Origin of the sequence: Glutamicibacter sp. (genome assembly GCF_032154645.1) — a bacterium.
Taxonomy (GTDB): Bacteria; Actinomycetota; Actinomycetes; order Actinomycetales; family Micrococcaceae; genus Glutamicibacter.
In genome coordinates this window covers 60,001-86,595 of the sequence record NZ_JALDXV010000006.1, presented here as the reverse complement: position 1 = coordinate 86,595, position 26,595 = coordinate 60,001, and the positions used below count along the sequence as shown (strand labels likewise).

24 protein-coding genes are annotated in these 26,595 nt (G+C 62.4%); 16 read left to right on the top strand and 8 right to left on the bottom strand.

What is annotated here, in order from left to right; genetic code table 11:
- Nucleotides 1–2: 2 nt before the first annotated feature.
- The 5 genes from RUH64_RS07340 to RUH64_RS07320 all read right to left on the bottom strand — a co-directional run bounded on the left by RUH64_RS07340 (nt 3) and on the right by RUH64_RS07320 (nt 5,589).
- Complete coding sequence (locus RUH64_RS07340) at nt 3–1,013, bottom strand: hypothetical protein (protein ID WP_313812499.1); 1,011 nt, start codon at nt 1,011–1,013, stop codon at nt 3–5.
- 41 nt (nt 1,014–1,054) lie between these two features.
- On the bottom strand, nt 1,055–2,398 hold the full coding sequence (locus RUH64_RS07335; RefSeq protein WP_313812497.1) for a polysialyltransferase family glycosyltransferase: 1,344 nt from the start codon (nt 2,396–2,398) through the stop codon (nt 1,055–1,057).
- Nucleotides 2,395–3,393, bottom strand: a complete 999-nt coding sequence (locus tag RUH64_RS07330; protein ID WP_313812496.1) for a glycosyltransferase family 2 protein — start codon at nt 3,391–3,393, stop codon at nt 2,395–2,397. Before RUH64_RS07330 ends, RUH64_RS07335 begins: the two co-directional genes overlap by 4 nt.
- A gap of 93 nt (nt 3,394–3,486) precedes the next feature.
- The gene (locus RUH64_RS07325; RefSeq protein WP_313812494.1) at nt 3,487–4,380 is read right to left on the bottom strand and encodes an N-acetylneuraminate synthase family protein; all 894 of its coding nucleotides are present in this window, start codon (nt 4,378–4,380) and stop codon (nt 3,487–3,489) included.
- 12 nt (nt 4,381–4,392) lie between these two features.
- Nucleotides 4,393–5,589 carry an acylneuraminate cytidylyltransferase gene (locus RUH64_RS07320; RefSeq protein WP_313812492.1) on the bottom strand — a complete coding sequence of 399 codons (1,197 nt, stop codon included), beginning with the start codon at nt 5,587–5,589 and terminating at the stop codon, nt 4,393–4,395.
- 148 nt (nt 5,590–5,737) lie between these two features.
- On the opposite strand from RUH64_RS07320, the gene RUH64_RS07315 reads away from it, so the two are divergent.
- A complete protein-coding gene (locus RUH64_RS07315; protein ID WP_313812490.1) occupies nt 5,738–6,355 on the top strand; it encodes a class I SAM-dependent methyltransferase in 618 nt (205 codons plus the stop codon).
- A 39-nt stretch (nt 6,356–6,394) separates the two neighbouring features.
- On the opposite strand, the gene RUH64_RS07310 is transcribed toward RUH64_RS07315, so the two are convergent.
- On the bottom strand, nt 6,395–7,054 hold the full coding sequence (locus RUH64_RS07310; RefSeq protein WP_313812488.1) for an isochorismatase family protein: 660 nt from the start codon (nt 7,052–7,054) through the stop codon (nt 6,395–6,397).
- A 180-nt stretch (nt 7,055–7,234) separates the two neighbouring features.
- On the opposite strand from RUH64_RS07310, the gene RUH64_RS07305 reads away from it, so the two are divergent.
- From RUH64_RS07305 to RUH64_RS07275, 7 genes are all read left to right on the top strand, one after another.
- Nucleotides 7,235–8,698, top strand: coding sequence for a glycosyltransferase 87 family protein (locus RUH64_RS07305; protein WP_313812487.1), 1,464 nt, complete (start codon nt 7,235–7,237; stop codon nt 8,696–8,698).
- Entirely contained in the window at nt 8,695–10,125 is a 1,431-nt protein-coding gene (locus RUH64_RS07300) for an NAD(P)/FAD-dependent oxidoreductase (RefSeq protein WP_313812486.1), read from the top strand. The genes RUH64_RS07305 and RUH64_RS07300 overlap by 4 nt, the downstream gene beginning before the upstream one ends.
- 51 nt (nt 10,126–10,176) lie before the next feature.
- A complete protein-coding gene (locus tag RUH64_RS07295; protein WP_313812484.1) occupies nt 10,177–11,211 on the top strand; it encodes a YdcF family protein in 1,035 nt (344 codons plus the stop codon).
- Between the two features lie 125 nt (nt 11,212–11,336).
- A complete protein-coding gene (locus tag RUH64_RS07290) occupies nt 11,337–12,263 on the top strand; it encodes an ATP-binding cassette domain-containing protein (RefSeq protein ID WP_313812483.1) in 927 nt (308 codons plus the stop codon).
- 3 nt (nt 12,264–12,266) lie between these two features.
- The gene (locus tag RUH64_RS07285; RefSeq protein ID WP_313812482.1) at nt 12,267–13,130 is read left to right on the top strand and encodes an ABC transporter permease; all 864 of its coding nucleotides are present in this window, start codon (nt 12,267–12,269) and stop codon (nt 13,128–13,130) included.
- Between the two features lie 25 nt (nt 13,131–13,155).
- Nucleotides 13,156–14,445: a histidine kinase gene (locus RUH64_RS07280; protein WP_313812481.1), complete on the top strand. Its 1,290-nt coding sequence runs from the start codon at nt 13,156–13,158 to the stop codon at nt 14,443–14,445.
- 8 nt (nt 14,446–14,453) lie between these two features.
- Nucleotides 14,454–15,146 (top strand): response regulator transcription factor, encoded by a 693-nt coding sequence (locus RUH64_RS07275; protein ID WP_313812479.1) that lies wholly within the window; start codon nt 14,454–14,456, stop codon nt 15,144–15,146.
- Here the strand turns inward: RUH64_RS07275 and RUH64_RS07270 are convergent.
- Nucleotides 15,143–15,610, bottom strand: coding sequence for a LapA family protein (locus RUH64_RS07270; RefSeq protein WP_313812477.1), 468 nt, complete (start codon nt 15,608–15,610; stop codon nt 15,143–15,145). The genes RUH64_RS07275 and RUH64_RS07270 overlap by 4 nt on opposite strands.
- A 247-nt stretch (nt 15,611–15,857) precedes the next feature.
- Between RUH64_RS07270 and RUH64_RS07265 the strand changes: the two genes are divergently transcribed.
- The 5 genes from RUH64_RS07265 (at nt 15,858) to RUH64_RS07245 (ending at nt 21,855) form a co-directional block, all read left to right on the top strand.
- The gene (locus RUH64_RS07265) at nt 15,858–17,120 is read left to right on the top strand and encodes a M18 family aminopeptidase (RefSeq protein ID WP_313812475.1); all 1,263 of its coding nucleotides are present in this window, start codon (nt 15,858–15,860) and stop codon (nt 17,118–17,120) included.
- A 99-nt stretch (nt 17,121–17,219) separates the two neighbouring features.
- Nucleotides 17,220–17,768 (top strand): phospholipid scramblase-related protein, encoded by a 549-nt coding sequence (locus RUH64_RS07260; protein ID WP_313812473.1) that lies wholly within the window; start codon nt 17,220–17,222, stop codon nt 17,766–17,768.
- A gap of 437 nt (nt 17,769–18,205) precedes the next feature.
- Nucleotides 18,206–18,844, top strand: a complete 639-nt coding sequence (locus tag RUH64_RS07255) for a DUF308 domain-containing protein (protein WP_313812471.1) — start codon at nt 18,206–18,208, stop codon at nt 18,842–18,844.
- 109 nt (nt 18,845–18,953) lie between these two features.
- Nucleotides 18,954–20,132 carry an AI-2E family transporter gene (locus tag RUH64_RS07250; protein WP_313812469.1) on the top strand — a complete coding sequence of 393 codons (1,179 nt, stop codon included), beginning with the start codon at nt 18,954–18,956 and terminating at the stop codon, nt 20,130–20,132.
- A 295-nt stretch (nt 20,133–20,427) separates the two neighbouring features.
- Complete coding sequence (locus tag RUH64_RS07245; protein ID WP_313812605.1) at nt 20,428–21,855, top strand: cytosine permease; 1,428 nt, start codon at nt 20,428–20,430, stop codon at nt 21,853–21,855.
- Nucleotides 21,856–21,933: 78 nt separating this feature from the next.
- On the opposite strand, the gene RUH64_RS07240 is transcribed toward RUH64_RS07245, so the two are convergent.
- A complete protein-coding gene (locus RUH64_RS07240; protein ID WP_313812467.1) occupies nt 21,934–22,941 on the bottom strand; it encodes a LacI family DNA-binding transcriptional regulator in 1,008 nt (335 codons plus the stop codon).
- Nucleotides 22,942–23,071: 130 nt separating this feature from the next.
- Here RUH64_RS07240 and RUH64_RS07235 point away from each other — a divergent pair, with 130 nt between their 5' ends.
- From RUH64_RS07235 to RUH64_RS07225, 3 genes are all read left to right on the top strand, one after another.
- Nucleotides 23,072–24,481 carry an APC family permease gene (locus RUH64_RS07235; RefSeq protein WP_313812465.1) on the top strand — a complete coding sequence of 470 codons (1,410 nt, stop codon included), beginning with the start codon at nt 23,072–23,074 and terminating at the stop codon, nt 24,479–24,481.
- 38 nt (nt 24,482–24,519) lie between these two features.
- Nucleotides 24,520–26,139, top strand: a complete 1,620-nt coding sequence (locus tag RUH64_RS07230) for an amidohydrolase family protein (RefSeq protein ID WP_313812463.1) — start codon at nt 24,520–24,522, stop codon at nt 26,137–26,139.
- 84 nt (nt 26,140–26,223) lie between these two features.
- Nucleotides 26,224–26,562 carry a DUF1801 domain-containing protein gene (locus tag RUH64_RS07225; RefSeq protein WP_313812603.1) on the top strand — a complete coding sequence of 113 codons (339 nt, stop codon included), beginning with the start codon at nt 26,224–26,226 and terminating at the stop codon, nt 26,560–26,562.
- Nucleotides 26,563–26,595 lie beyond the last annotated feature (33 nt).

Sequence of the window (26,595 nt, the reverse complement as noted above, 5' to 3'; positions counted from 1 at the left end):
GTTCATACTTTCAAAGAACTGGAAAGGTGCTCGCGCAATGACTGCGGCGTGGAATCGGTCCACCACGACTCCGGAACTGCCTGTGGGTACAGCTGGCGAGCGTCGTGACCCAACAACAGGCGCAGGGAGGGGATTACGGTGGATGGCAGCGCCCTGATCTCCTGCCCGGGACGCAGCGCACGCAGACGCATTTCGATGGGAACCGTATGCTTCATCGGCACAACGTTTTTAATCCGGCCCAGCTTCTCCAATAGCTGGCCGTTCTCGCGCCGATGAGGAAAGTAGGCCACCGGGCCATCGGCCGCAATGGAGGCAACCCATTGAAGATAGGGTTCCTCGTGGATCAGGCCATCGGCGACCATTGCCGAACCAATGAGCAGGGTGGGTTCGGTGAAGCGTTCGGCAACCGGCTGGGTGGCAAGCCATTCGAACTTGTGCTGGGCAAATTTGATGCCGAGCTCTTCCATGCGCTGCTGGGTTGCATCGTCGACCAGCAGGGCAGAGACGATCAACAGCCGGGAATCGCGGGCTAGTTGGCGCAGCCGGTGCCACATGGCAAGCCCCATCGCGGTCCGGGCCGCGGAGTTCTTCGCACGAGCACGCACCAGCGGCGTGGGGTCGGTGGCCGTGAGCTGTTTGATCAGCGCCAGCGTCGCCATTCCGTCGTCGATGATGATGATTTCCTTGGCCTTCACCCCCGCCAACAGGGCTCGTTGCACCTTGCCCGAATAGGCGTCGCCGGTGACGAAGCGATCGGCGGCGCTGTTCGGCGCAGGCGGCTTGCGAGCCGCCGGCAGGAAGCGCACCCCAGCTGGGGCATTGGTGAGCAAAGCCTGGGTGGTTGCCTCCAGCGGCATGCCCTGGCGCGGGATGATGCGCACGTCGTGGCCCAAGAGCCCGGCCGCGTGGGTTTCCACCGCAGAGAGCAGTTGCAAGGGGGATTCCACCCATACCTGAGCGGTGCCGAAGCGGGGGCGAGGGACCTCGCGGGTGTTGGGGCCTGTCAATTTCATGATGGAGGGGCTCGATGTCGGTGGTTGACGGGTCAGGATGGTCATTTGGCCAACCGGCTCAGCGACTTGGACAAGGTGTCCAGCGACTTGGAGCTGCGGCGCAGCACCTGGCGCGACGCACCGCGCACCTTTGAGGGCAGTGAACGGCGCTGCGGTAGGTGGACCCAGGCCGGAGGCAGCTCGAGCTTGGTGATGCGGCGGCGCTTGAAGTGTGCGGAGAACTGCGCGTAATGTCCGCTGAGGAAAGCGGCGGCGGGTTCGCGCAGCTGCGGCAGCTGGGCCGCCTGCATGCAGTAGGAAACTGCGGTAAGCAGCTGGGCCAGCAGGCCGGCATCCCCGGCATCCGCCGGCACCGGCAGCTTCTGGACAAACAGGGCGTGGATGATGCTCAGCGGAATCCGGTTGGAATTTTCATAGGGAGCCAGGGTCTGCAGCAGCATGGCGGTGCCCACCGCCGCCACCTCGGTGTTCAAGATGTAACGGGCGGTGGCAAGCCCGGTGGAGAAACAGGAGACCACCAGCCTCGGTCCGGCCAGGGCGATGACGGTCTCCGCCAGGTGGTCGGTGTGCAGCAGCTGGAACTTGAGGCCCATGTCGTGCGCCGCCTGCGCCAGATGCACCGCGGCGGTGGGGTTGGCGGAAGGGTGCGCCTTAAACAGGACGGTGTCCAGGCCGGCATTTTGCACCTCGCGCAGCATCTGCACATGCAGATCGAACTCTTCCTCCGCGTCGATCAGCCCCAGCGAGCCCAGGTATTGGCCGAGCACCAGCCCCGCGCCGGCGGGAAGCTCAAGCTCGGCATCGGCGGCCAGCTCGGTGAACACCGCCTGCAGCGCGCTGGCGGGCAGCACCTCGCGCAGCGGGTTCAGCTCGGCCAGCAGCGCCGGTTCAAGCCCCGGCACCAGATCCACGTGGATGGTGCGGGAAATGCGCTGGCGCAGCGGCATAGGCAGCCTGCTGCGGGTGGGGCCATAGGACATCAGTCCGTCCGAGTGCACCCAGATTTCGGCGTCGAAGAAGATGCGAGCCAGCGACCTCGAGGGGTTGACCTGGATCGATTCGAGCACCAGCATCAGTTTGTCCTCGCCCAGGTCCCAGGCGCTGCGCAGCAGCCGTTCGAAGATGTGCAGCTCGTCCTCGCGCGGGTTGAACTGGGCGGGGCGGCGCGGGGCCATGAGCTGGGCGTAGTCCACGACGCGGTCAAAGCGGGCGGCAAGCCGGGCAAATCCCGGGGCGTCCTGCAGCGGCGTGGTCAGTTCCGGAACCTGGGAGCCGTTGGCCAGCACTAGGATGCGTTCATCGGCCGCCGGCAGCGCTCCGGCATCCGCCATCGCTGCCAGCGAGGCAAGCTGGAAATAGCTGCTGGCCTCTACTAATGCGATCATTTGGCGGCTCCGATCGTTCCGGGCTGCAGGAATGAGAGGATGTGGCGGCGGCGGGCAACGTCCATCTCGAGCGCCACCTGACGCGCGGTGGGCGCGTCGATGGTGGTGAAAACCTGGCGCAGCTTCTGCTTCATCGCCAGGCGCACCTCGGGCGGGTAGTGTTTGGCCCGCTTCTCGTGGTGGCACACGATGGCGAAGAACTGGCGCAGCGCCTTGGGCAGGTGGCGTTCGGCCTCCGGGTGCGCGTGCACCTCGGCGAGCACCTGCGCATAGGCGGGAATGAAGCCGAGCTGGCGTTCGTCGAAGACCTGGGTCAGCGAGCCGGGCAGTCCGCGGCGGTAGAACACGCTGGGGGAGGAGAGCACCGCGTAGCGCCCGGTGTTCAGGTGCAGCTTCCACAGCCACAGCCTGTCCTCGGCGGAGTTCAGCGCCTGATCGAAGTAGTACAGTCCTGCATCGCGCATCAATGCGGTGCGGTACATGCCGGCCCAGACGAACGCGTAGTCCACCATGGACGGGGAGTCGATGGGCTCGATGTCGTCGGCCGGGTTCAACGGCATGCCGCGCAGCGCCTGCGGGGCGCGGTGGATCACCCGGGTGGTGCCGGTGACGCGCACATGGTCGCAGCGCACAAAGTCGACGTGCAGTTCGGTCAGCGCCTCGGCCAGCGTGGCAAGGTGTTCGGGGGAGAACCAGTCATCGGGATCCAGGAAGGTGAAGTATTCGCCGGTGACCTGCTCCAGGCCCGCGTTGCGAGCCGCCGAGACTCCGGAGTTCTGCTCGAGGCGGATCAGCTTCAGCCCCGGTAGGGCGTTGTGGAAGCTGAGTACCAGCGCCGCGGTGGCATCGCTGGAGGCGTCGTCCACCACCAGCACCTCCAGCTCCCATGAGCCGAGTTTCTGCCGGACCAGCGAGGTCAGCGCATCGCAGATGTACGCTTCCTGGTTGTAGGCCGGGATGACTACCGATATGCGGCCGGGAATCAAGCTCGTCATGGCTTAACTGGCTTCCTTAATCTTCGAATGATGGATAGCACCCGGCGGCCGGACCGGGGTGGTCCGGCCGCCGGGAGGTGCGGTGCGGTGCGCTTAGCCGTCGACGCGGCGCAGGCGGGACAGCGGTGCCAGTTCGCCGGGGAAGACCTTCTTGACGCCGTCGCCCATGGCCTGCTCCAGGATGCGGATGTCGCGGATCAGCGAGGCGAAGCCCTTGGGCTCCAGCGACGAAGCCTGGTCCGAACCCCACATGGTGCGGTCAAGGGTGATGTGGCGTTCGACGGTCACGGCGCCCAGGGCCACTGCCGCCAGCGAGATCTGCAGGCCGCGCTCGTGGCCCGAGTAGCCCACCGGGACCTGGTAGCGGTCGCGCAGGGTCTCGATCATGCGCAGGTTCGCCTCTTCGGGGGGCAGCGGGTAGGTGGAGGTGGCGTGCATCAGCACCAGGTTGCTGGTGCCCAGGGTTTCCACCGCCTTGTCGATCTGCTCGATGGTGGACATGCCGGTGGACAGGATGATCGGCTTGCCGGTTTCGCGCAGCGCGGTGAGCAGCTCGATGTCGGTGACCGACGCGGAGGCGACCTTGTGGGTCAGTGCGCCCTGCTCTTCCATGAATTCAACCGATGGCACATCCCAGGGGGAGGCGAAGGCGTGCAGGCCCTTGGAGGCTGCGTAGGAGATCAGCTCCTTGTACTGCGCCGCGTCGAACTCCACGCGGTAGCGGTAGTCCAGGTAGGTCATCTCGCCCCATGGGGTGGAGCGGATCTTGTCGCGCATGTCCATCGGGGTGGAGATTTCCGGGGTGCGCTTCTGGAACTTGACCGCGTTGGCGCCCGCCTCTGCGGAGATGTCGATCAGCTGCTTGGCGATCTCGATATCGCCATTGTGGTTGATGCCGATCTCGCCGATCACGTAGACCTGCTGGCCGGCGCCGAGCAGGTTCTCACCGATGGCTACTGGCTTGATGTCAGTGGTAATCGAGGTCATGGGTATTGCCTTTCAGTGGGTGAAACTTGGAAAACTTTTGGATTCTGCGGACTTCTCTGCGCGGGCGGCGAGCACCAGCTCCGCCACTTCGCGCACCGCCCCGTGCCCGCCTTGGCGGTTCAGGGTCAGCCGGGCTGCCTGGATGACCTGCGGCTGGGCATCTGCCACCGCAATGGGCCAGCCGACCAGGTCCATGGGACCCAGGTCGTTCACGTCGTTGCCGACGTAGGCCACGCGGGCCGGGTTGATCGATTCATCGGCAAGCCAGCGGGCCAGATATTCGGCCTTGTTCTCGATCCCGTGGGCCACCTCGACCTTCAGCTTGGTGGCGCGGGCGGCCACCACCGGATTCGCTTCCTTGGAGAGGATCAGGAACTTCACCCCTGCGGCGCGCAGCCGGGAAACTCCCATCCCATCCGAGCGGGAAACCCGCACCGATTCGGTGCCGTACTCATCGACATAGGCGGTATCTTCGGTATGCACCCCGTCGAAGTCGGTGATCACGGCGTCCACCAGCAGCGGGTCGATCAACTGCTCGCCCTGCAGCGATGCCAGCAGCAGGTCTGCCTCGGTATCGATGTCGATCCCGTGTTCGGACGGTACCTCCTGGATGGCGGTGCGTCCGAAGAAGCGGTGGTTCGCCGCCAGGAAACCAGCGGTGTTCATGGCGTAGAACGCCCCGGTTTCGCGGAAGCGCGGTTCGCGGTCCTGTCGGCGCGGCCGGGTCGCTGCGTCGTGTCCCACGGCCACCGCCAGGTTCTGCTCGTCCAAGCCCCAGTGGAAGCCGTGGTCTGCCACCGCAGCGAAGCTGACATCCAGCTCGCCGCTGGTGACGCGGTTGACTGCCGCGTCTAGGTCGGCCGGGTCGATGAATGGGCTGGTGCACTGGATGAATACGGTGGTCTGCGGAAGCAGCGGTTCATTGTTCAGCACATGAACTAGAACTGATTCGCTGGTGGCGGTGTCGCCGGCGATTTCTGCCGGACGGTCCACCACGCGGGCCCCGTAGGCCAGTGCTTCGGCCTTGATTTCTGGATGGTCTGTACTCACCACAACTTCGCTGACTGAGGTTGCGGCCACTGCGGATTCGATGGCCCTTCCCAACAGGGACTTGCCGTGAATCCGGCGTAGGTTCTTTAGCGTGATGCCCTTGGAACCACCCCGTGCCGGGATGATTGCCAGGACCTTCGGCTCTTCGGTGTTGCTCACAAATTCGAGAATAAACAGCCGAGTTAACCACCGGGGTGCTCTTAGGTAAACACAGGGTGAAGCGCGGGTTTAATTACTTCATGTCTAGTCAATAGCGGTTTCTTGATGGATAAACCATTGACGAGCTGCCACGGCATAGGCTGTAGCCATGGCAGATGACCACTTTGGAATGCACTGCGTGCGCGACGCATACACATCTAGGGCCCAGGAATATATTTCACTTCTTGGCTCGGTCCAAGACATGGACCCGCTGGACCAAACACTCATATCCGGCTGGGCTCAGGGAATCAACGGCCCCATCCTCGATGCAGGATCTGGCCCGGGACATTGGACGGACTTCCTACGCAGCCGCGGCTGCGAAATCCAGGGCCTCGATGCGGTGCAGGCATTCGTCGACTCTGCCAGCCAAAGATTTCCCGCCACGAGTTTCAGCCTTGGCGACCTGCGCTCGATCCCGCTCAGCGATGACTATTTCTCTGGCCTGCTTGCCTGGTACTCGATTATTCACACCGACCCAAGACACTGCGGTGCGCTGTTCGGCGAGTTTGCCAGGGTGGTGAAACCCGGCGGAGAGCTGCTCATTGGCGCGTTTTGCGGCCAGCAGGGCGAAGAGTTCGACCACGCGGTAGTGAGGGCGTACTACTGGTCGGTTCAAGGACTGCGCTCGGCCTTGGAATCGGCGGGTTTCTCAGTTCTGGAAACTCATACCCGGACAACGCGGCGGCACCGGCCGCATGTGGCGGTTCTCGCGCGCAGGAACGACTGATGATGCGCGATTGAGCCCAGCGACCAGTGACAAGGGCGCCTACCTGAAGAGATTGCCGCTGTCCTGCCCGATGGCACGCTTGCGGCGGAAATAGTCGTTGATGATCACGCGGTACAGGTCTGCATCATCGCGCGCCCAGTTACGCATGAATTCGCAACCAAGGGCCAGCGAGGTAATCGGCTGGGCACCGGCTTGGACCATGCGTTGGATTGCCGTTTCGTGGGTGACAGGTGAAACGCCCCCGACGGCATCGATGACCGGGTAGATTTCGTAGCCTTCCTTGAGCATGTCAAGGGTTGGGAACGCCAAACACACCTCGGTCCACAGTCCCGCCATGATGATCTTCTTGCGTCCGGTGGCCTCGACGGCGGCATGGAAATCTGCGTCCTCCCACGAATTCACGCCGGTTCGGTCGATTTCTTCAACACCAGGAAGCTCGTCCGTGATGGCGCCGATGGTTGATTCGTTGACCCCCATATCCACCGCAACGGTGCTCAGAATCGTGGGGACTCGATAGGCGTGGGCGAGCTTGGCCAAGGTGATGGCGCCCAGGTTGATTTCTTCTGCGCTCGCCGAGCCCACCGTTGCGTACTGTCCCGGCTGGAAGTCGATAAAGACAATGGCGCTGTTTTCGGGGGTGAGCAGATGATCTGCTGAGGGATCGCGGACAGGTTCTGGAGCTAACTTCTTCGTCGACATTGAAATGGCACCTTCCGGGGAGGCAAACTCGAGTCACTGACGCGCCCAGAATAACCGTTATTTAGTGCAGTCTCACTCATTGCAGTCAAAGGCATCTAAATTGCCAGAAATCTGCGCGGGATCTGAAATCCGGCGCCCGCCGCCACGGGTTGTCGAGCTGTTACAACTAGGCTGGGTTCTATGCGCGAGTCAAAGCAGCCCAAACCCATCAAGGGACCGCTGAGAATCACAGTGCCTTCACGGGCCGACGGTTTCCTACGCCAGTTCACCGCTGTCATCGGTGGGCCGTTGGGAAGGCACAGCGATCCCGGGCGGGTGAGTCCCGGATTTTTCACCGTTCAGCGGGTACTGATCATCATGACGGTGATCGGCTCGCTGCTCATGCTGCTGGCCAAGAACCCCTGCCGTATCAATGGCTGGGGCGGGAACAACGCCTATATCTACGCCTGCTACAGCGACTGGGTTCCACTGTTCAGCGCCCGAGGTTTTGCCGACAATCCGTGGATTCCCTTCTCAGCGGATGCGCAATTCGAGTATCCGGTGTTGATGAGCACCGTGGCATCGGCAGTGGCGTCGATAGTTCCCCAGGGTGCGGCGAACCGTTCGCTGATCTACTTCGACATGAACCTGATCCTCGTCGCGATCCTGTGGATCATCACCGTCCTGTGCACCATGCGCATGGCAGGACGACGCCCCTGGGATGCTGCGATGGTGGCGATTGCGCCGGGCATCATCCTCGCCGGAAGCGTGAATTGGGATATGTGGGCGGTGACGCTGCTGGCCCTTGGAATGCTCAGCTTCGCTCGAGGACGCACCGTGCTGGCTGGCATCCTGATCGGCCTGGGCGCGGCGATGAAGATCTACCCGTTCTTTGTCCTCGGCGCGATTCTGGTCCTTGCGATCCGCACCGGAAAGCTCAAGACCTTCTGGGTGACAGGTGGAACGGCAGCCCTGACCTGGGTGGTCGTCAACCTTCCCTATGCGTTGGCCTACCCGGAATCCTTTAAGCACTTCTTTACCTTCTCGTCCGAGCGCGGGGCAGGCTTCTCCAGCCTGTGGCATGTCTGGAACCTGATCGCAGCAAAAACCGAGGTGCTCGGCGTCTTCCAAGCGCAGCAGATTTCCCGGCTTGGGCTGGTGCTCTTCTTCATCTGCTGTGCAGGGGTGCTGCTGCTGGGTCTGCTGGCCAAACAGCGGCCGCGCCTGGGTTCGCTCGCATTCTTGATCGTGGCCTCCTTCGTCATGTTCAACAAGGTCTACTCGCCGCAGTTCATCGTCTGGCTGGTTCCCCTGTTCGTCCTCGCCCTGCCCAGGTGGAAGGACTTCCTGATTTGGATGCTGGTCGAGGTCGCCCACTTCTACAGCGTCTGGTACTACCTAGACTCCCTGAACGCTGAAAATGCGCAGAAGGCCTTCCCCGAAAGCGGATACATCATCGCGGTGATCGTGCACATGCTCATGCTCGCCTACCTGATGTATCTCGTGGTCTATTCGGTGATCGACCCACGACGCGACCCCATCCGGGCCGTCGGACAGGACGACCCGATCGCCGGCCCGTTTGCCGGTGCACAGGACAAGTTCACCCTGCGCCGGTGGTTCTTCAAGGATCGGGACAGCGAACGGGAGAAGGAACCTGCCGCATGAGTTCGGTGGCGGTCGTCGGTGCCGGCCCCAATGGATTGACCGCCGCCGCGGTCGCGGCCAGGGCGGGGCTGAACGTCACCGTCTATGAGGCCAACGAGGCCATCGGCGGGGCGGCCCGCACCCAACCGCTGGATGGTTCGGCGGCCAGCTTTGACCTGGGCAGCGCGGTGCATCCGATGGCCCTGCAATCTACGGCGTTCGCAGAACTCGGGGTGCTGGACAAGGTGGACTTCATCATTCCCGAGCTGTCCTTCGCGCACGTGATCGACCAGCGGCGCACCGCCTATGCCTGGAAGGACCTGGACCGCACCGGCGAAGTCCTTGGCCCCGGGGACGGCGCGGTCTACACGCGGCTGCTCGGCCCGCTGGTGCGGCGCATGGACGAGCTGAGCGGCACGCTGCTCAGCCCGCTGCTGAAGGTGCCCTCCCACCCGGCGACCCTTGCAGCCTTCGGGGCGGCAACGGTTGCCGGCATGGGGCTCAAGGACCTGGCATCCACTCGATTTGCCAAGGCTGCGGCGCTCTACTCCGGCTGTGCAGCGCACGTCGCCGGCGGACAGCGCGGCCCCGCCAACGCGGGGGCCGGGCTCTTCCTCGCCGCCGCCGCACACTCCCGCGGATGGCCCATACCCCGCGGAGGATCACAGGCGATCTCCAACGCCTTGGCCGAAGAAACCACGAGCCGCGGGGGAGTGATCCGCACCGGGGTGCGCATCGAGTCCCTGGACGAGCTCGCCGAGGAAACGGTGCTGCTGGATACCTCTGCTGAAACCGCCGCGCGCATCGCCGGGCCACGGATTCCGGACAAGCTCTCCGCCGCGCTGCACGGGGTGCGGCGTTCGCCGGGCAGTTGCGTGGTGCATTTTGTGCTCGGTGCACCGGTGCCGTGGAGGGACCCGGTGCTGGCGCGGACCGGAACCGTTCACCTGGGCGGCACTGCGGGAACGATCGGCCGTGCCGAGCGCCTGGCGCGCACAGCTACCCCGCAGGAGCCGTTTGTGATCCTGTCTCAGCCGTCGCTGTTCGACGACTCTCGTGCTCCGGCAGGTCAGCAGGTCGTGTGGGCCTATTGCCACGTTCCGCTGCATTCTTCGGCAGATATGCAGCAGGAAATTTCATCGATGATTGAGGCGGCAGCGCCGGGGTTCAGGGACTTGATTCTCGAATCCCACGTGGTCAGCGCGCAGGGGCTTGAACGACAGAATGCTGCCCTGGTCGGTGGGGACATCTCGGGCGGGAGCATGGATTTGTTGGGCAGCGTCAGGCGCCCGGTGTTATCCCGGGACCCGTGGTATCTGCGGTCCAAGGGGCTGTACCTGATTTCCTCCGCAGTGCCGCCGGGCCCTTCGGTGCATGGGATGGGTGGTTATCTCGGCGCCCTGTCGATGCTGCGCCGGGAGTACGGTGTGAGGCAGACACCAGCCTGAACCGCTGCCGACAATGTTTGTTGACCGGGCTTTCGTCTAGGCTTAATTGCGATGGACACCTACGGTTATAAATTCATTACCCTGGCGGTACTTGCGGTCTTCTGGGCGATCTTTATCATTGCATACCGCAAAGATCCGCGGCGCCTGTCGCTGGCGGTCATCCTGCTGCCGCTGGTGGCGTTCACCTGTTCCTCGCTGACCGAACTGCTCTCCACGGTGGTTCCGGGCTTCGCCTTCCTGGTAGCGCTGCTTGCGGTGCTCACCCCGCTGATGGTCGTGGTCTTCGGTGCTGCGCTGGTGTACAACGGTGTTCTCATGTGGCGACGGGAAGGAGCCAGGGTCCAAAACCTGCTCTCCCTTGCGGCGGGTATTGCCGTCTTCGCCCTGCCGGTGATCGCGGTGGCCCTGGTCATGGTGGAAACCTGGTGGAGCATCGGTATCGCCTTCGTCCTATTCATGGCGTCCGTATTCACCGCGGGTGTCTTTGCCATGCTGCTGCTCTACGCCTGGGTGCATGCAAAGTTCCCCGCCAAGGGCAGGGGCGCCGCGGTGGTGGTGCTCGGGGCCCGCACCATCGACGGCAAGGTGACGCCGCTGCTGCGCGGGCGGCTGGACAAGGGGATCGAACTGTACGGTTCCCAAAAGGACCCGCACCCGCTCATGGTTCCCACCGGTGGGCAGGGGCACGATGAAATTGAGCCCGAGGGGGTGAGCATGGCCCGCTACCTGCGCGAGCAGGGGATCGAGCAAGAACAGATTCTGGTGGAGGACCGCGCCAAGGACACCATCGAAAACCTGAAGTTCTCCGACGCGCTGGTCCGCGAACAACAAACCGAGGGCCGTCTGTGGCTGGTGACCAGCGACTACCATGCGCTGCGTGCAGGCCTCGCCTCCAAACAACTTGGGCTGGACGCGCGGGCCTTCGGCGGAAAGACCGCCGCCTACTATCGTCCCAGTGCCTTCCTGCGCGAGTGCGTGGCCATCGCCCGCGACCACGTGAAGCTCATGATGCTGTTGGCGCTGCCCTTCGGCCTGGGGCTTGCAGGCATGCTGTTCGTCATCACCGCGTACTTCATCAATTCCTGAAATACCCATGCACCCGAAGGAGTAGGTGGAAGTGGTGTGACGGGTGCCGATCCTCCTTTTGAGTGAGAACCAAGATCAGCACTCCGGGTGGTTCATTTGGACGCCGATTTTCATAGAGTTTAACTATGATCCAGGTACAGGAACTCACTAAAAGATACGGTGCAAAAACCGTCGTCGACCATGCCTCGTTTACCGTCCAGCCGGGCATGGTGACCGGCTTCCTCGGACCAAACGGCGCTGGCAAGTCCACGACCATGCGCATGATCGTCGGCTTGGCCAAACCCACCGACGGGCAGGTGCTCGTCAATGGGGGCAGGTTCACGTCCTCGACCCACCCGCTGACCGAGGTGGGCACGCTGCTGGAGGCGAAGTCGGTGCACAAGTCGCTGACCCCACGAGCGCACCTTCGAGCGATGGCCGCCACCGCCGGCCTGCCCACGGCACGCGTTGACGAGGTCTTGGAGCTGACCGGCCTGAGCGCCGTCCAGCGCAAAAAGGTCGGCGGCTTCTCCTTGGGCATGGGACAGCGCCTGGGCATCGCTACGGCGCTGCTGGGCGACCCGCAGGTGCTGATCCTGGACGAACCGGTCAATGGCCTGGACCCGGAAGGCGTCGCCTGGGTCAGAAACCTCGCGCGCCAGCAGGCGGGACTCGGCAAGACAGTCTTCATTTCATCGCACCTGATGAGCGAGATGGCCCAGACCGCAGACCACCTGGTGGTCATCGGTCGCGGCAAGATCCTGGCGGATGCGCCGATCAGCGAATTCATCGACAACGGGCTGGCGCAGACCCTGGTCCGTTCGGCGCAGATCGAGGCCTTGATGAACGCGCTGGCCGCCGAAGGGGTCCAGCTCAAGCGGCTGGATGCAACAACGCTTGAGGTCACCGGGCCTCAGTCGGAAATCATCGGACGCCGCGCCCTGGAAGCGGGAGTGGTGCTCAGTGAGCTGCGGCCGATGCAGCGCACACTGGAAGACGCATATATGGAACTGACCCGAGACGCGGTCGAATACCAGTCTCAGGTAACCACCCAGAAGGTTGGCGGGAAGTAGATCATGAGCACCGAACTTATCAACGCACGACCACGTCCGATGCACGGCAGGGTGACCCTGGGCGGGGTGCTGCGCAGCGAGATGATCCGATTCTTCTCGCTGAACTCCACCCGCATCCTGATCCTCGTTTCCTTCGTGGTCTATGTAGGCATTGCGGCGGTGGGCATCTGGGGCGTCGGCTCGTTCATGGAAAGCATGGGCAGCATGCCCGAGGCGGGCCAGATCCCCGGCACCGAGAGCATGGGGACGGCTGACTTCGCCGCCGAAACCCTGGCCTCCGGCCTGATGTTCTCTCAGCTGATCCTCGGCGTGCTCGGGGTGCTGCTGATGAGCGGCGAATTCACCACGGGCTCCGCGGTGAGCACCTTCCTTGCCAGCCCGCAGCGGCTGCGCGTCATGGGAGCCAAGGTCATCTTGATCACCGTGCTGACCGCTGTGGTCCAGTTGATCTCCACCCTGGTGGCCTACCTTCTCTGCCTTCCGCTGGCGACGAAGTACAACATGACCCTGGACTTCGGCAGCGAAGCGTTCCAACGGATGCTGTGGTTCGGCGCGCTGGCAGTGGTGATGGCGGCACTGATGGGCCTGGCCCTGGGTGTGCTGCTGCGCAACTCCGCCGGCGGCATCACCAGCCTGGTGGCGATCTTCTTCGTGCTGCCGCTGATCGCCCAGATCCTGTCGGCCGTCACCGACTGGTTCCAGGACGTCGCACGCTTCATGCCCGATAAGTTGGGCCTGAGCCTCGCCCTGCCGCTGAGCAACCCAAGCACCCTGGAAATGTGGCAGCAGCTGCTTGGCATCGCAGGCTGGGTGCTGATTCCGCTGATTCTTGGCGCCGTGCTGCTCAAGTCGCGGGACATCAAGTAGCGGCCGCAAAACTAGACTGTGAACCATGAGCAATAATTCGCTGCAGGAAACGGTGGTTTCCTTCGACGAACTAGCCGCCAGGCGGATGGGTCGAATGCGCAGATATCTGCGGACCCATCCCCGCCTGGTGGTGATCGGCGTCGCGCTGTTGTACCTGCTGTTGACGCTGCCCAGCGTGGTGCTCATGGCGGACCTGTCAGGCATCTATGAGACGGCGCTGCTGTTCACCGTCCTTGTCACCGCCGCCGCACTGCTGTTCAGGCGGCGCGCCCCCATGACGGTGCTCTGCGTCATCTTCGCGATGCAGTGCATCGCAGTCTTCGCCGGCGGCGCCTCCTATGGTCTGGACGGCTTGGGCATGATGTTCGCCCTCTATTCCGCTGCCACCAGCTATTCGGCCAAACGCTCCATCCCCCTGGCGATCCTCGTCGGCAGCCTGCAGACGGTGCTGATGGTCTTGGTGGGCTTCCCCGACCTGTCGACCATGGAGTTCGACCCGAACGACGGGATCAGCGCCTCCACGATGGCGAAGATCATCATCGTGCTCTTTGCCGCCTTCCTGATCGGGTTCTACATTCTTTCGGCGGGCATCGGCGTCTACGTGCGCAATGCACGCATCCACGAAGCAGAGCTGAACCACTGGGCCTCTCAGGTATCGCGGCTGGCCCAGGTGGCCGAACGCAACCGCATTGCCCGAGAAATGCACGATGTGGTGGCGCACTCGCTGTCGGTGATGATCGCCCTGGCGGAGGGAGCCCGGGTCGTCGGCAAGAGGGACCCGCAGCGTGCAGAAGAGGTGCTGGGGGAGCTCTCCGGCACCGGCCGTGCGGCGCTGGCGGATATGCGCCGCATGCTCGGCGTGCTGCGCGAGGGCGAAGGCTCCGAACTGAGCCCGCAGCCCACCGGGGGAAATATGGAACAGCTGCTTGAGGGCTTCCGGGCCGCCGGACTGCCGCTGACCTACACCTATATCGGAGAGCCGCTGCCCGACGACAAGGCCTTCCAACTCACGGTGTTCCGCATCGTGCAGGAGTCGCTGACCAATTCGCTGCGCTACGCCCGCAACGTCAGCGACGTGCAGGTTCGGGTGGAGCGCGGACGCTCACGGCTGCGCCTTGAAATCATGGACAACGGGGACGCGACCCGGGTGCCCAGCGTGGGTAGCGGACGGGGCCTGCGCGGCATGCGTGAACGAGCGGAGCTTTTCGACGGCACGGTCGACGCGGGTCCGGTGGACAGCGGCGGCTGGATCGTCAAGGCCATGTTGCAGCTTCCCGAGTGCAGCGCGAAGAATAGTAGTACTAAGGCACTTTAGGAGTGGACATGGACGAAATCATCAAGGTCATGCTCGTTGACGACCAACACCTGCTGCGCATGGGGTTCCGGTTGATCCTCGAGGGCGAGGCGGATATCCATGTGGTGGGCGAGGCCGCCGACGGCGTCGAGGCGCTGGCGCAGACCCAGGCGCTGCGTCCGGATGTGATCCTGATGGACGTGCGCATGCCGAATATGGATGGCATCGAAGCTACCGAGCGCATCGCCAGTCAGTTCCCGGACACCAAGATCATCATCCTGACCACCTTCGACCTTGATGAATACGCGTTCTCAGGCCTGCAGGCGGGAGCCAGCGCCTTCCTGCTCAAGGACGTCGCCCCTGAAGACCTGGTCTCGGCCGTGCGGCTGGTTGCCTCCGGCGACGCGGTGGTGGCGCCGCGAGTCACCGCCCGCCTGCTGGAAACCTATGTGCGCAATGGCGGCCAGAATACCGCCGCGGCGCCGCCGCAGCGCGACCCGCTGCTCGACGACCTCACCCCGCGCGAACAGGAAGTGCTGCGTGCGCTCGCCGAGGGGCTGTCCAATGCCGAGATCGCCCACCGCTTCTTCCTCTCGGAAGCCACGGTGAAAACCCACGTTCGGCGCATCTTGACCAAGCTGCACCTGCGCGACCGCGTCCAGGCGGTGGTCTATGCCTACGAAACGGGCCTTGTCATACCGTCCCAGGGACTGGACTTCTAGGCCTTCTTGTTCTGTGCCTTGCGCTCGCGTCGAGCCAGGGCGCGGATCTGCAGCACCCTGATCACGCCGAGAACCGTGACGATCAGTGCACCGCCAAGGGCGGCGATGAACAGTGCAAGACCCAGATTCAGCTGTCCCTGCATGGCGAAGAAGCGCACGGTGACCAGATCCTGGTTCTGGGCGATGAACACGATCAGTAGGGCCAGCAGGATGATCCCAAGGATCGTGGTGCTCCACAGCTTCACTAACTTGGTGACGGGAATCTTGTTTTCATCCGTGTGTGCCGACATGGGCGCCGGTTTTTGCCCATCCGCATCGTCAATCTGGTCGGGCTCGATGACCGAATCGATGGCCACCGGATCGGAGCTGAGCTCAACCACCTCGTTTGCGGCCGTATCAGGGGTAGTTTCTACCGGCTCATTGTCCGCAGGAAAATCATCGGGGGTGCGGTGCGAGGTGGGCATTTGATGCTCTCTTCCTTGGTTGCCGGTGGCTTGTTCTCAGCATCGACGGATAAGGCATCCCACGTCAAGCTGGAAGATTGTTTTCCAGTTAATTCTCGAACCGTGAAGATTCGCCCCGACTGCGACGCATCTCATAGCTGATGACACTAAGCTGGTTTCAGGCCCGGAATTTCAGGCGGGCACAGGAATCCTGAAGAGAACTGACCTCGAAAGAAGTGAGCAACCAGTTATGGCACAAGCCGCGGCAATGGCACACATTGCAGATTTGGCCGAATACGTAGCAACCTCCCCGTCGAGCTACCACGCCGCGGCAAGCGCCGCGAAGCGGCTGGACGCTGCAGGATTTACTGCTTTGAATGAGAGCGATGCGTGGGCCCTGGGCCCGGGGGGCTACTACGTAGTCCGCGACGGTGCGGTCATCGCCTGGGTGCAGCCGCAGTCTGCCACTGCAACCAGCGGATTCCACATCCTCGGTGCGCACACCGACTCGCCCGGCTTCAAGCTCAAACCGAAGCCGACGACCACTTCCAATGGCTGGTGGCAGGCGGGTGTTGAGGTCTACGGCGGCCCGTTGCTGAATTCGTGGCTCGACCGGGAGCTGGTTCTTGCGGGGCGTCTGGTGCTGCGCGACGGGTCGGTCCATCTGGCCAAGACCGAACCGATCCTGCGCATCCCGCAGCTGGCGATCCACCTTGACCGTCAGGTCAACGATGGCCTGACCTTGGATAAGCAGACCCACACGAACCCGATCTTCGGCCTGGGCGACGTTTCCGAGGCAGACATCCTGGCCGTGTTGGCCGCGTCCGCAGGGGTTGATCCTGCCCAGATCGCCGGTTATGACGTGCTGACAGCACCCGCTCAGCCGGGCGAGGTCTTCGGCGTGGGCAAGAACTTCTTCGCTTCCTCCCGACTGGACAACCTCAGTTCGGTGCATGCCGGGTTGATCGCGCTCACCGACTACGCCCGCAAGCCAGAAGGTTCGCGCATTGCCATGCTCGCGGCCTTTGATCATGAGGAACTTGGCTCCGAATCACGTTCGGGTGCCTGCGGCCCGTTCCTCGAAGAACTGCTGCAGCGAATCCAGGCTTCCCTGGGCGCAGGGGTGGAAGACACCGCGCGCGCCCTGGCCAACTCGGTGTGCCTTTCGGCGGATGCGGGTCACGCCGTACACCCGAACTATTCCGAACGCCACGATCCAGCCAACCATCCGTTGGTCAATGGCGGTCCGTTGTTGAAGATCAACGCGAACCAGCGTTACGCCACCGACGCCGTGGGTGCCGCCGCATTCGCCGTGTGGTGCGAAACCGCTGGAGTTCCATACCAGGAGTTCGTTTCAAACAACCGTGTTCCCTGCGGCTCCACCATCGGCCCGTTGACCGCAACTCGCATCGGCATCCGCACCGTGGACGTAGGAGTCCCGCTGCTGTCGATGCACTCGGCCCGCGAGATGTGCGGCGTGGACGACCCTTGGTACCTGTCAAAGGTAGCCCGCGTGTTCTTCGAACAGTAGTCACAGCGTAGGACCTTGCTCTGGACCGCCCTTCGGGGTGGTCCAGAGTTGTTTAAGCGTCACAGCGGCTGCCCTGCCCAGGGTGGCATAATCGCTGACATGACGATCCTTGAACCAGCTGTACTGGTGTTCCAGCAGACCAAGAACATCATGAAAAACGACTTTGCGATCCTTGATGGGGGAGGAGTTCAGGTCGCCCACGTTGAAACCGGCGGCAGCTCGCTGGGAAGAATGTTTGCCGGCTCCCGAAGCCTGACGGTATTCGATGGCCCCGAGAATCCGGTACTTCAGGTTAAGGACGCCATGGGGCTGGGGCGCGACAAGATGGAAATCCTTGACGGGCAGGGCAACCACATGGCGAACATGGTCAAGAGGATTACCTTCTTCAAGACCCGGGTCACCCTCGATTATCAAGGCGAAGAGATCGATCTGACCGGCAACCTGTGGGGCTTCAACTTCCAGATCGAATCATCCGCCGGTGTTCTGGCGACGGTTTCCCGTGAATGGTCGGGAATGGGCAACGCGGTGCTCGGTAAATCCACCTACGCTGTTCAGTTCACCAATACCATCGACGCGGGCCGAAAGCTGGCGCTGATTGGCGCCGTGCTTGCCCTTGATCTGATACGCGAAAAAGAAAATCGCTGCTGACGGGATCATTGGTGCTTTTCCCTTTGGAACAAGGAACGACTTCGGTGAATATTGAGCCTATGGCTTGTGTATATGTGCAATAGGGAATATGTTGACTGATTGCTTTTGCGGGTCCGGCAGACTTTCTGCCGGATCCACTGCTTTAAATCCGCCAATCGGGGTGGTGACCGCGGGCAGATATGCCCTGACTGCAATAGCTTCTTTGCTGAGCATGGGAAGGAAAGTAACTTGATACACCGTAGGGCAGTGCGATAACTCGCAAGATGACAAGGCGGTTCTGCATCTTCGAGCAATCCGCGTCATGCACCTAACACGCCACTAAATTCCCGCTTGAAAAATTTGCCCATAGGGTATATTTAGCGCTCTACGGCTTGGTAATTCAGCCGATTTTCATCACCGCAATTTATTGATTGAACCCGCACCGAGAGGACCCAGCTTTGCAGCAAACCATCGTTTACGGAGTAGATACCGAGATCCCCCGCTCGGTGACATCCCGCCTAGTTAACGGGCTGCTCATTCGTGGCATTATCGCGCTGATCCTGGGTGTTCTCATCCTGTTCTTCCCTAAAGCGGCAGGTGCAACCCTCTCCTGGGTCATCGTGATCCTGCTCGCCGCTTGGCTGGTCCTTGACGGCATTACCTCCTTGATTACCGGAATTGCCAAGAAGAAGGCGAAGGTCAAGGGCGCCGGATGGACCATTACCGGCGGCGTCGTCGCGATCATTGCAGGCATTTGCGCCGTCATCTTCCCCTACTTCATTACCGCCTTCGGCGGACTGATCATCATGTGGTTCGTGGCGCTGGGTCTGGTTATCCGCGGCGCCTTGGAAATCGGCGACTCCAACGGCGGTACTTGGCAGAAGATCCTGGGCATCATCAACATCCTGGTGGGTGTGGCCCTGGTCGTTGTCATCATCACCAACCCTGCCACGGCGCTTGTGGTGCTCATGTGGATCATCGGCTTCTACGGCATTGTCTTCGGTTTGATCTGCCTGATTGGTTCCTTTGCCTTCCGCTCCGCCCTGAAGCATGTGGATCATCAGCATGAGGTTATTGAAGGCACCTTCGAAGACTAGTCAGCCGCAGCAACCGCCCCGCCGATGGATATGACACCAGCCGGGCGGGCAGCACCACCACTCATAGAAAATGAGGTGTAAGTCCGTGTCACATTCTGCGAATGAACCCGTGTCCGATAATGCTTCGGACCATCGTGCCCAACGCATCATCACCATCTTTGCCGGCTGCGTCATTGTTGCCGTGGGCCTTTGGTTTGTCCGCGGCCTGCTCGCACCCGTACTTCTGGCGCTGATCCTGGTGCTGTGCGCCTACCCGGCACGAGTCAAGGCCCTGAAGTGGGGCTGGTCCAGCGGGCTGGCCAATACCCTAATGCTTTTGACGGTTGTTGCGGTCATGCTGGTGGCCGGCGGATCGATTGTGTATGCAGCGATCCTCTTTGCCCAGCTGCTGGGCAGCTACACCGGCCAGATCACCGCGATGGTCAACGATCTGGGCGCATGGCTCAACGATCAAGGCGTCAGTCCGCAGATGGCGCAGGAATTCATCTCCGGCATCGATATCAGTGCCATCATCGGGTCTGCCAGCGATTTCATCTTCGGCGCACTGGGCAGCGCGATGGGCGGAATTACCTTCCTGGTGATCGTGATTTCGGTGTTGATCCTGCTGCCTGTCGACACCACCAACATGCCGCGGGTAATGAACTCGCTGCTGCCGCATCGCCCGTACCTGGTGCAGTCCATGAGCAACTGGTCGTGGTCGGTGCGTCGTTACATGGTCATCACGGCCCTGCTCGGAGCTGCTCAGGGCGCACTCAACGGCGTGGTGCTGGCGTTCATGCAGATTCCCGGTGCTTTTGTCTGGGCGGTGCTCTCTTTCGTGTGCAGCTTTATTCCGAATATCGGATACTTCATTGCGCTGGCGCCTCCGCTGCTCTTTGGCGCCATGACCGGCGGCTGGCCGGCTGTCATCGGCGTCATCGTATTGTATGGCGTGATCAATTCGCTGGTGCAGACCGTGATCCAGCCTCGTGTGGTGGGTCAGGCGGTATCACTCTCACCCACCCTGACGTTCTTGTCGGTGCTGGTGTGGGCGGTCATTCTCGGCCCGCTGGGCGCGATCCTGGCGGTGCCGTTGACCCTCTTTGTTCGCGCGGTGCTCATCGATGCGGATCCAAACAATGCCCTGTGGCGTCCGATTACGGGAGACTTCTCGCAGCTTGAACCGCTGCCGAAGAAGCAGAAGAAGCGTGCGGCGAAGAAGCAGGCGGAGGAACAGGAGCATCAGGCTTCGCATCGTGCCGAGCCCGAGGACCAGACCCCAGCCGCGCCAAGCCCAGCGGACGGCTGAACTACGTTGCCGCCGCGTTGTTGGTGGGAAACCCCTCACTGACGGTGCGAGCGATTGTCCAATCATGCCCGGAGCCTCAAGGCTCCGGGCATGATTACTTAAAAGTCGCTTTTGCCGCTGCGCAGTCCCCATTGGCGGCTGGACGAAATCTCTCTGACTTGTGAGCCTTGACACTCGGTAATGAATGCCGTTCTAATAGGTGTTAGCTCTTATTGGTCTTGACGCCAATAAAGGGTCAAGGAGCAGAGGACGGGGTTGTCTTTCTGCCTCAGAGGAAGGAACCTGGGCCTTGAACGTGACCGAAAGCGAATTACCGGCTGAAACTTCGGCGACGCAGCTCGAAGTGCGCGGTATTGAATTCATTTCAGCCGAGAACCGGCACGGCAGACCACGCGAGCTTTTTGCCGTGTGGGCTGCGCCGAACATCAGCGTCCTGAGCTTCACCATGGGTGCAACGCTCACGATGGTGCTGGGGTTGGAAATCTGGCAGTCGATTGCGGTGATCCTCGCGAGCAGCCTGCTCTGGATCCTGCCCGGCATTGTTGCCATCAGCGGGCCTTCGGCCGGCACCTCGGGATCGGTCATCACGCGAGCCGTCTACGGCATCCGCGGCAACCGATTCATCATTGCTTTCTACGGTTGGTTTGTTTCGGGCGTCTTCCTGGCGCTGAACTGGGTGGCCTCGACCTTTATGGGCTCCGAGCTCTTGAGGCGCATGGGGCTGGGGAACGAAACGCTGGGCAAGGCGTTGGTGACCGTCATCGTTTCGGCGATCACCGTGCTTGTTGCCGTCTATGGGCATGCGCTGATCCTGCGCAGTTACACCTTGGTGACCGTGGCGTTGCTCGTGATTTTCGTGATCGTCACCGCCTACATCCTGCCCCATGTGGATCTGGGGTTCAGCCAGCCTGAACCGCTGGCCGGAACTGATCTGTGGATTTCGCTGAGCATTGCCTTCGCGATCCTTGCCTCGACTCCGATGTCGTATTCGAACAGTGCGGACCTGGCCCGCTACCTGCCCAGCGACACCCAACCGTGGCGCATCATCGCCGCGACCGCCCTGGGCGGTGCGGTGCCTGGATTCATTTTCACCACCGTCGGCGCCCTGCTGGGCACCGCATTATCCGCGGACGCGGTGGACCTGGGCATTGATTTCGCGTTGATGGACATGCTTCCTGGATGGTTGGGCATCCTGCTTGTCGCCGGCGTGGTGCTGAACACCGTGGCACTGAATGGCATGACTACTTATTCGGCAAGTATGGTGTTCCAGTCCATCGGCGTCCCCATCAAGCGAATTCCATCGGCGATCCTGATCGGTGTGCTGGGCACGATCTTCACCTTCGTGCTGGCCATGTCTACCTCGTTGATCGCTGCGGTGAATCTGATGCTGCAGTTCCTGCTGATCATCTCCGTGCCGACCATGGCGGTCTATGTTGCAGACATCCTGCTGCGCAGGAACCGCTACGACTCGATGCAGCTCTTTGAACAGTTCCCGTCGGGCAAATACTGGTTCACCAAGGGCTTCAGCATCCCTGGCATCGGTGCGGTGCTCTGCGGCGGCGTTGCCACCACGCTGTTCCTTTCCACTGATATCTGGATGGGACCGATGGCCGCGTTGTTGGGAGGCCTTGACCTTTCGGTGCCCGTCGGACTGTTTGTCTCCGCGGCCGCCTACGTGCTGCTGGCAAAGATCTGCGGAACCCACAGGGCCGAAGCCAAGTAGTTCGCGCCGAACGGCGTGGAAGTATTGAACATCAGCCAGGCTTCCCAGCGGAAATTCCGCTGGGAAGCCTGGCTGATGTCATTTGCCGGTCGAGGCCCTGTAGATGACGGTGGTTGGAGCGTAATCGGTCAATGGTTCATCCCCGGGTGCTTGATCCGAAGTCAGAATTCGGACCAAAAGGTTCGTGCAGCGCCTGCCGAAATCGCGGGGGTTGAGGTCTACCGCGGTCACGCTAGGGTCGACATAGCTCAACACCGGTGAGTCGACGGCCGCGGCAATCAGCAGGTCCTTGCCGATGCGCCGTCCGTGCTCGGAGGCCTGGGCCGCGACGGCCAATGCGGAGCCGTCGGTGAGCGCCAGGATCGCATCAGTGGTTCCGTCTTTGAGCAGCTTGCGTGTGGAGTGTTTGGTGCTCGCCGTGAGCTCGTCCATGGACGTGTGTTCAATGCGCGGTTCGACGCGGTGCTGCCGGCACCAGTCCACGTAGCTGCCCTCGATGCTCATCGACCACGACATGCGTTCCTTGGGGGTGATGATCGCCGGGGCGTGGGCGCCCGCGGAGCGGAAGTGGTCCAAGATTTCATAGGTGGTGTGCCGGTGGTCCGAGACGACCTGACCCGCCACCGACTGATCCGGATTCGGCGGGGTCTCTCCGGTGACCACCGGCAGCCCAAGGGTCAGCAGGCGGTCGACGACCGCGTCCTCGCGGGCCGGATCTAGGATGATCAGCCCATCCGCATTCAGCCGTGCGACGGGGGCCTGTGCCGGGGTGTGCGGCACAAGGGTGACCGTGAGGTTGTTCAACTCCGCCTCGTCGACGATGCCGAAGGTCGCCTCCATGTAATAACTCAGCGTGGAAACGTTTTCCGGAAGGTAGACGGCGATGATTCCGGTGCGCGAGGAACGCAGGTTCTGTGCCGTCTGATTCGGGCTGTAGCCCAGCTGCTCGGCGATCTGCAGCACTCGGCGGCGGGTTGCCTCCGAGACGCCAGGCTTGCCGGAGAGCGCAAAGGACGCGGCTGCGCGGGAAACCTTGGCGGTTTCCGCGACCTGCTTGAGGGTCACGGGAGGGTGCTTCTGGGCCATGCATTGAAAGTAACAGATAAACCGATAAAGCTTAGACTGTTGCTTGTGTCACTTAATCGATTTAGTATTGTCGTTGCGGAGCGCATTCTGCCCTCGTGAAATCTTGGTTGGTCGTCCCGGAGGAGAAACCATGGAACAGCAAAAGTCCCCGAAGCTGCGCAGGGCCCTGGGCCCGGTAGGGCTGCTGCTCTTCGGGCTGTCGTATATGGCAGTGGCGACGGTCTTCACCACCTATGGCATCGTCAATCAGATCACCGAGGGGCGCCTTCCGCTGGCCTATGTGGTCGCACTGATCACCATGCTCTTCACCGCGATGAGCTACGCCGCCATGGTGAAGAAGTTCCCGGTGGCAGGCTCGGCCTACACCTATGTCCAACAGTCCTATGGGGGAGCGGCAGGGTTCATCACCGGATGGCTCCTGCTGCTGGATTACCTGTTCATCCCGATGCTCAACTTTCTGATCCTCGGCCTCTACGTCAGCAGCCAGTTCCCCAGCATCCCGATGCAGCTTCCGGCCTTCCTTGCGGTGCTGGTCGTCTACCTGTTCAATGTTCTGGGCATCAAGCTGGCCAATAGGTTCAACATCGCCACGGTCGCGATTTCGGTGGCGGTGGTGGCGGTCTTCGGCATCATGGCGCTGAAGATGGCAATCAACGATCCCAACGCCCCGAGCCTGATCGAACCGTTCCTGCCCGGGGCGGAGGGCTTCAGCCCAATCCTCACCGGCGCCGGCATCCTGGCGCTGTCATTCCTGGGATTCGACGCCGTATCCACCCTGTCCGAAGAGGCGCGCCGTCCGGGTCGGGATATTCCGCGGGCAATTATCCTCACGACGCTGATCGGCGGCGGAATCTTCATTCTGGTTTCCTGGATCGGCGCCATGGCCTACCAGCCCGAAAGCTGGGCTGCGGTACCGCAGGAGCTGTTGGATTCCGCAGGCGTGGTGCTGGCCAACTACGTGGGAGGTCCCGTCTTCGGTGTGGCAATGGTGGTTGCGACCATTGCAGGCTGCCTGGGTTCGGGACTCACCGGGCAGGTTTCGGTTTCGCGCATCTTGTATTCGATGGGTCGCGACGGAATCCTTCCCCAGCGCTTCGGCACCCTGTCCAAGAGGTTCAAGACACCGGTATTCGCCACCACGCTGGTATCGCTCATCGCCCTGTCATGCCTCTTCCTCTCCCTGGACCAGGTGGCCTACATGATCAGCTTTGGTGCGCTGGCGGCGTTCAGCATGGTCAACCTCTCGGTCATCCGCGTGTATCTGTTCCCGCGCGGCCACAGGCCGCAGTTCGGCGCATGGCAGCTGATCCGCTACGGCCTGCTGCCGCTGATCGGTTTCAGTTTGAGCATCTGGCTGTGGACCTCGCTGGAGCCCCTGACCTGGTTGGTCGGCGGCATCTGGGCGCTGCTTGGCGTGGTGGTCATGGCCCTGAAGACCAAGTTCTTCCGTGAACCGGTGCCGACCATGGATTTCGTTGAAACTGAGGCAATCCTGGGCGAACACCGTACCCGCGCCGCGGCGCCCGACGCGGCCCAGTAGCACCCGAACAAGAACTCAGCCACGAGAAAGGTAAATCAATGACTTCAGCAGCACCGGAGCTTATCGTTTGCGCATCGCACATCCACAGCATGACCGGAGAGCCGTCGACGGAGCAGACCGCCATCGCGGTGACCTCGGGGAAAATCAGCGGCCTCGGAGCGGCCGAAGAGCTGTTGCGACAGGCGGACGCGCAGACACGGATCATCGAGCTGGAAGGCACGCTCGTCCCCGCCTTCACCGATGCGCACGCCCATCCGGTGATGAGCCTGAGCATGGCCCGAGGGGCTGACCTCTCCGGCTGCCGGTCGCTGGACGAGGTGGCCGCGGCGCTGCGCACGGAAGCAGCGAACCGCCGGGCCGATGGGTGGGTGCTCGGCTGGGGTCTGGACCCCAACTTCTTCACCGAACAGGGAATCGGCAACGACGTGCTGGTCCAGGCACTCGGTGCTGACCGCTTGTCCTACGTGACGCTTTTCGACGCGCACTCGGCCATCGCATCCCCGGCGGCGCTGCAGCTGGCGGGGATCGACTCGCAGCGCCGCTGGCCCAGCGGATCCAGCATCGTCGCCGACGCGTCGGGAACGCCCACCGGGCACCTGCTGGAATTCGAGGCGATGGCCCTGGTGCAGGAGGTCCTTCCGGCGCAGGAGCTCAATGAGCAGGTGCTCGGGCTGCACGGCCTGCTGCGGGAAATGGCGGCACAGGGCATCGGCGAGGTGCATGTCATGGACATGAACCATCCGCAGATCTTTGAACTGCTGGCCGCCGCCGAGGCTCACGCTCCGCTGCCGGTCAAGCTGCGCATTTCTCCTTGGTGCACGCCCGAACTCGGAGAGGAGGACTGCGCCGAGCTGATCACGCTGCAGCAGCGCGGAGGCGAACGCTGGAAGATCCAGGGGGTGAAGTTCTTCATCGACGGCACCGTGGAGGGCGGCACCGCATGGCTTGAAACCCCCGACAGCAAGGGTGAATCCACCACCTCCGCCTGGGGGAACATCGAGGCCTACGCGCAGCGCATCGCCCAATTGCATCGGGCGCAGGTGCCCACGGCCACCCATGCCATCGGGGAGCGGGGCATCCGCGAGGTCGTCGAAACACTGGCGGCGCTGCCGGAGAACGGCGTTCAGCACCGCATCGAACACATTGAATCGGTGCCCCGCGAGGTGATCGAGCAGATGGCCGCCGCGGGCATCGCCGCGAGCATGCAGCCCACGCACTGCACGCATTACACCAAGGCCGACGGCAGCGACGACTGGTCGGTGCGCCTGGGTACTGCGCGGGCGGCGCGCGCCTGGTGCATCCGCGATGTGCTCGACGCCGGCGCCATCCTGGCGCTCGGCTCGGACTACCCGGTGGCTCCGTACCCGGTGCTGCCGATCATGGCAGACGCTCAGCTGCGCCGCCCGGTCGAGGACGAGCAGGCAGCACCGATCCTTCCCGAACAGGCGATCACCGCTGCCGAGGCGCTGGCCGGCTATACCACCGGCCCGCACAGTGCCATCGGCCAGGACGGCGGCGTGCTGAGCCTGGGAGCGCCAGGCTCCTTCACGGTGCTCGACGTGGACCCGCTGAACGCGACCCCGCAGGAACTGGGCACCGGGCGGGTGCTGCTCACGGTATCCGAGGGCCTGATCACCTTTGATGGCAATGACCTGTAGATCCTCGCATTCACCGCGGCGGCTTTTCTAGAATGAAGCTGACCTAAGGACCAAGGAATCAACCGCGAGGGGTACAAAGTGGGAATGTTCTCAAAAAAGGGCGATGACGCCGTTCTGGCCAAGCTGGGTTCGGCGCCCAGCCCCTACAACCAGATCGGCCAGCGGCTGCATGAAATCATCAAGGAATCGGCACCAGAATTGGAGCCGGTGCTTCGCTGGGGCATTCCGTTCTACACCCGCAACGGTGAGGACGTCTGCTACATCAAATCCGACAAGAATTTTTTGGTGTTCGGCTTCGGCGAAGAGATCAACCCCGCCTACCGGGAGGGTGAAACCATGCATCCGGTGGTGTGGAGCATTACCGAGCTGAATTCCGAGACCGAACAGGAGATTTCGCGGCTCATTAAGAAGGCCGTGGGCTGAACTGCGCGTCAAAAAAGGTTCGCGGCCAGTGCG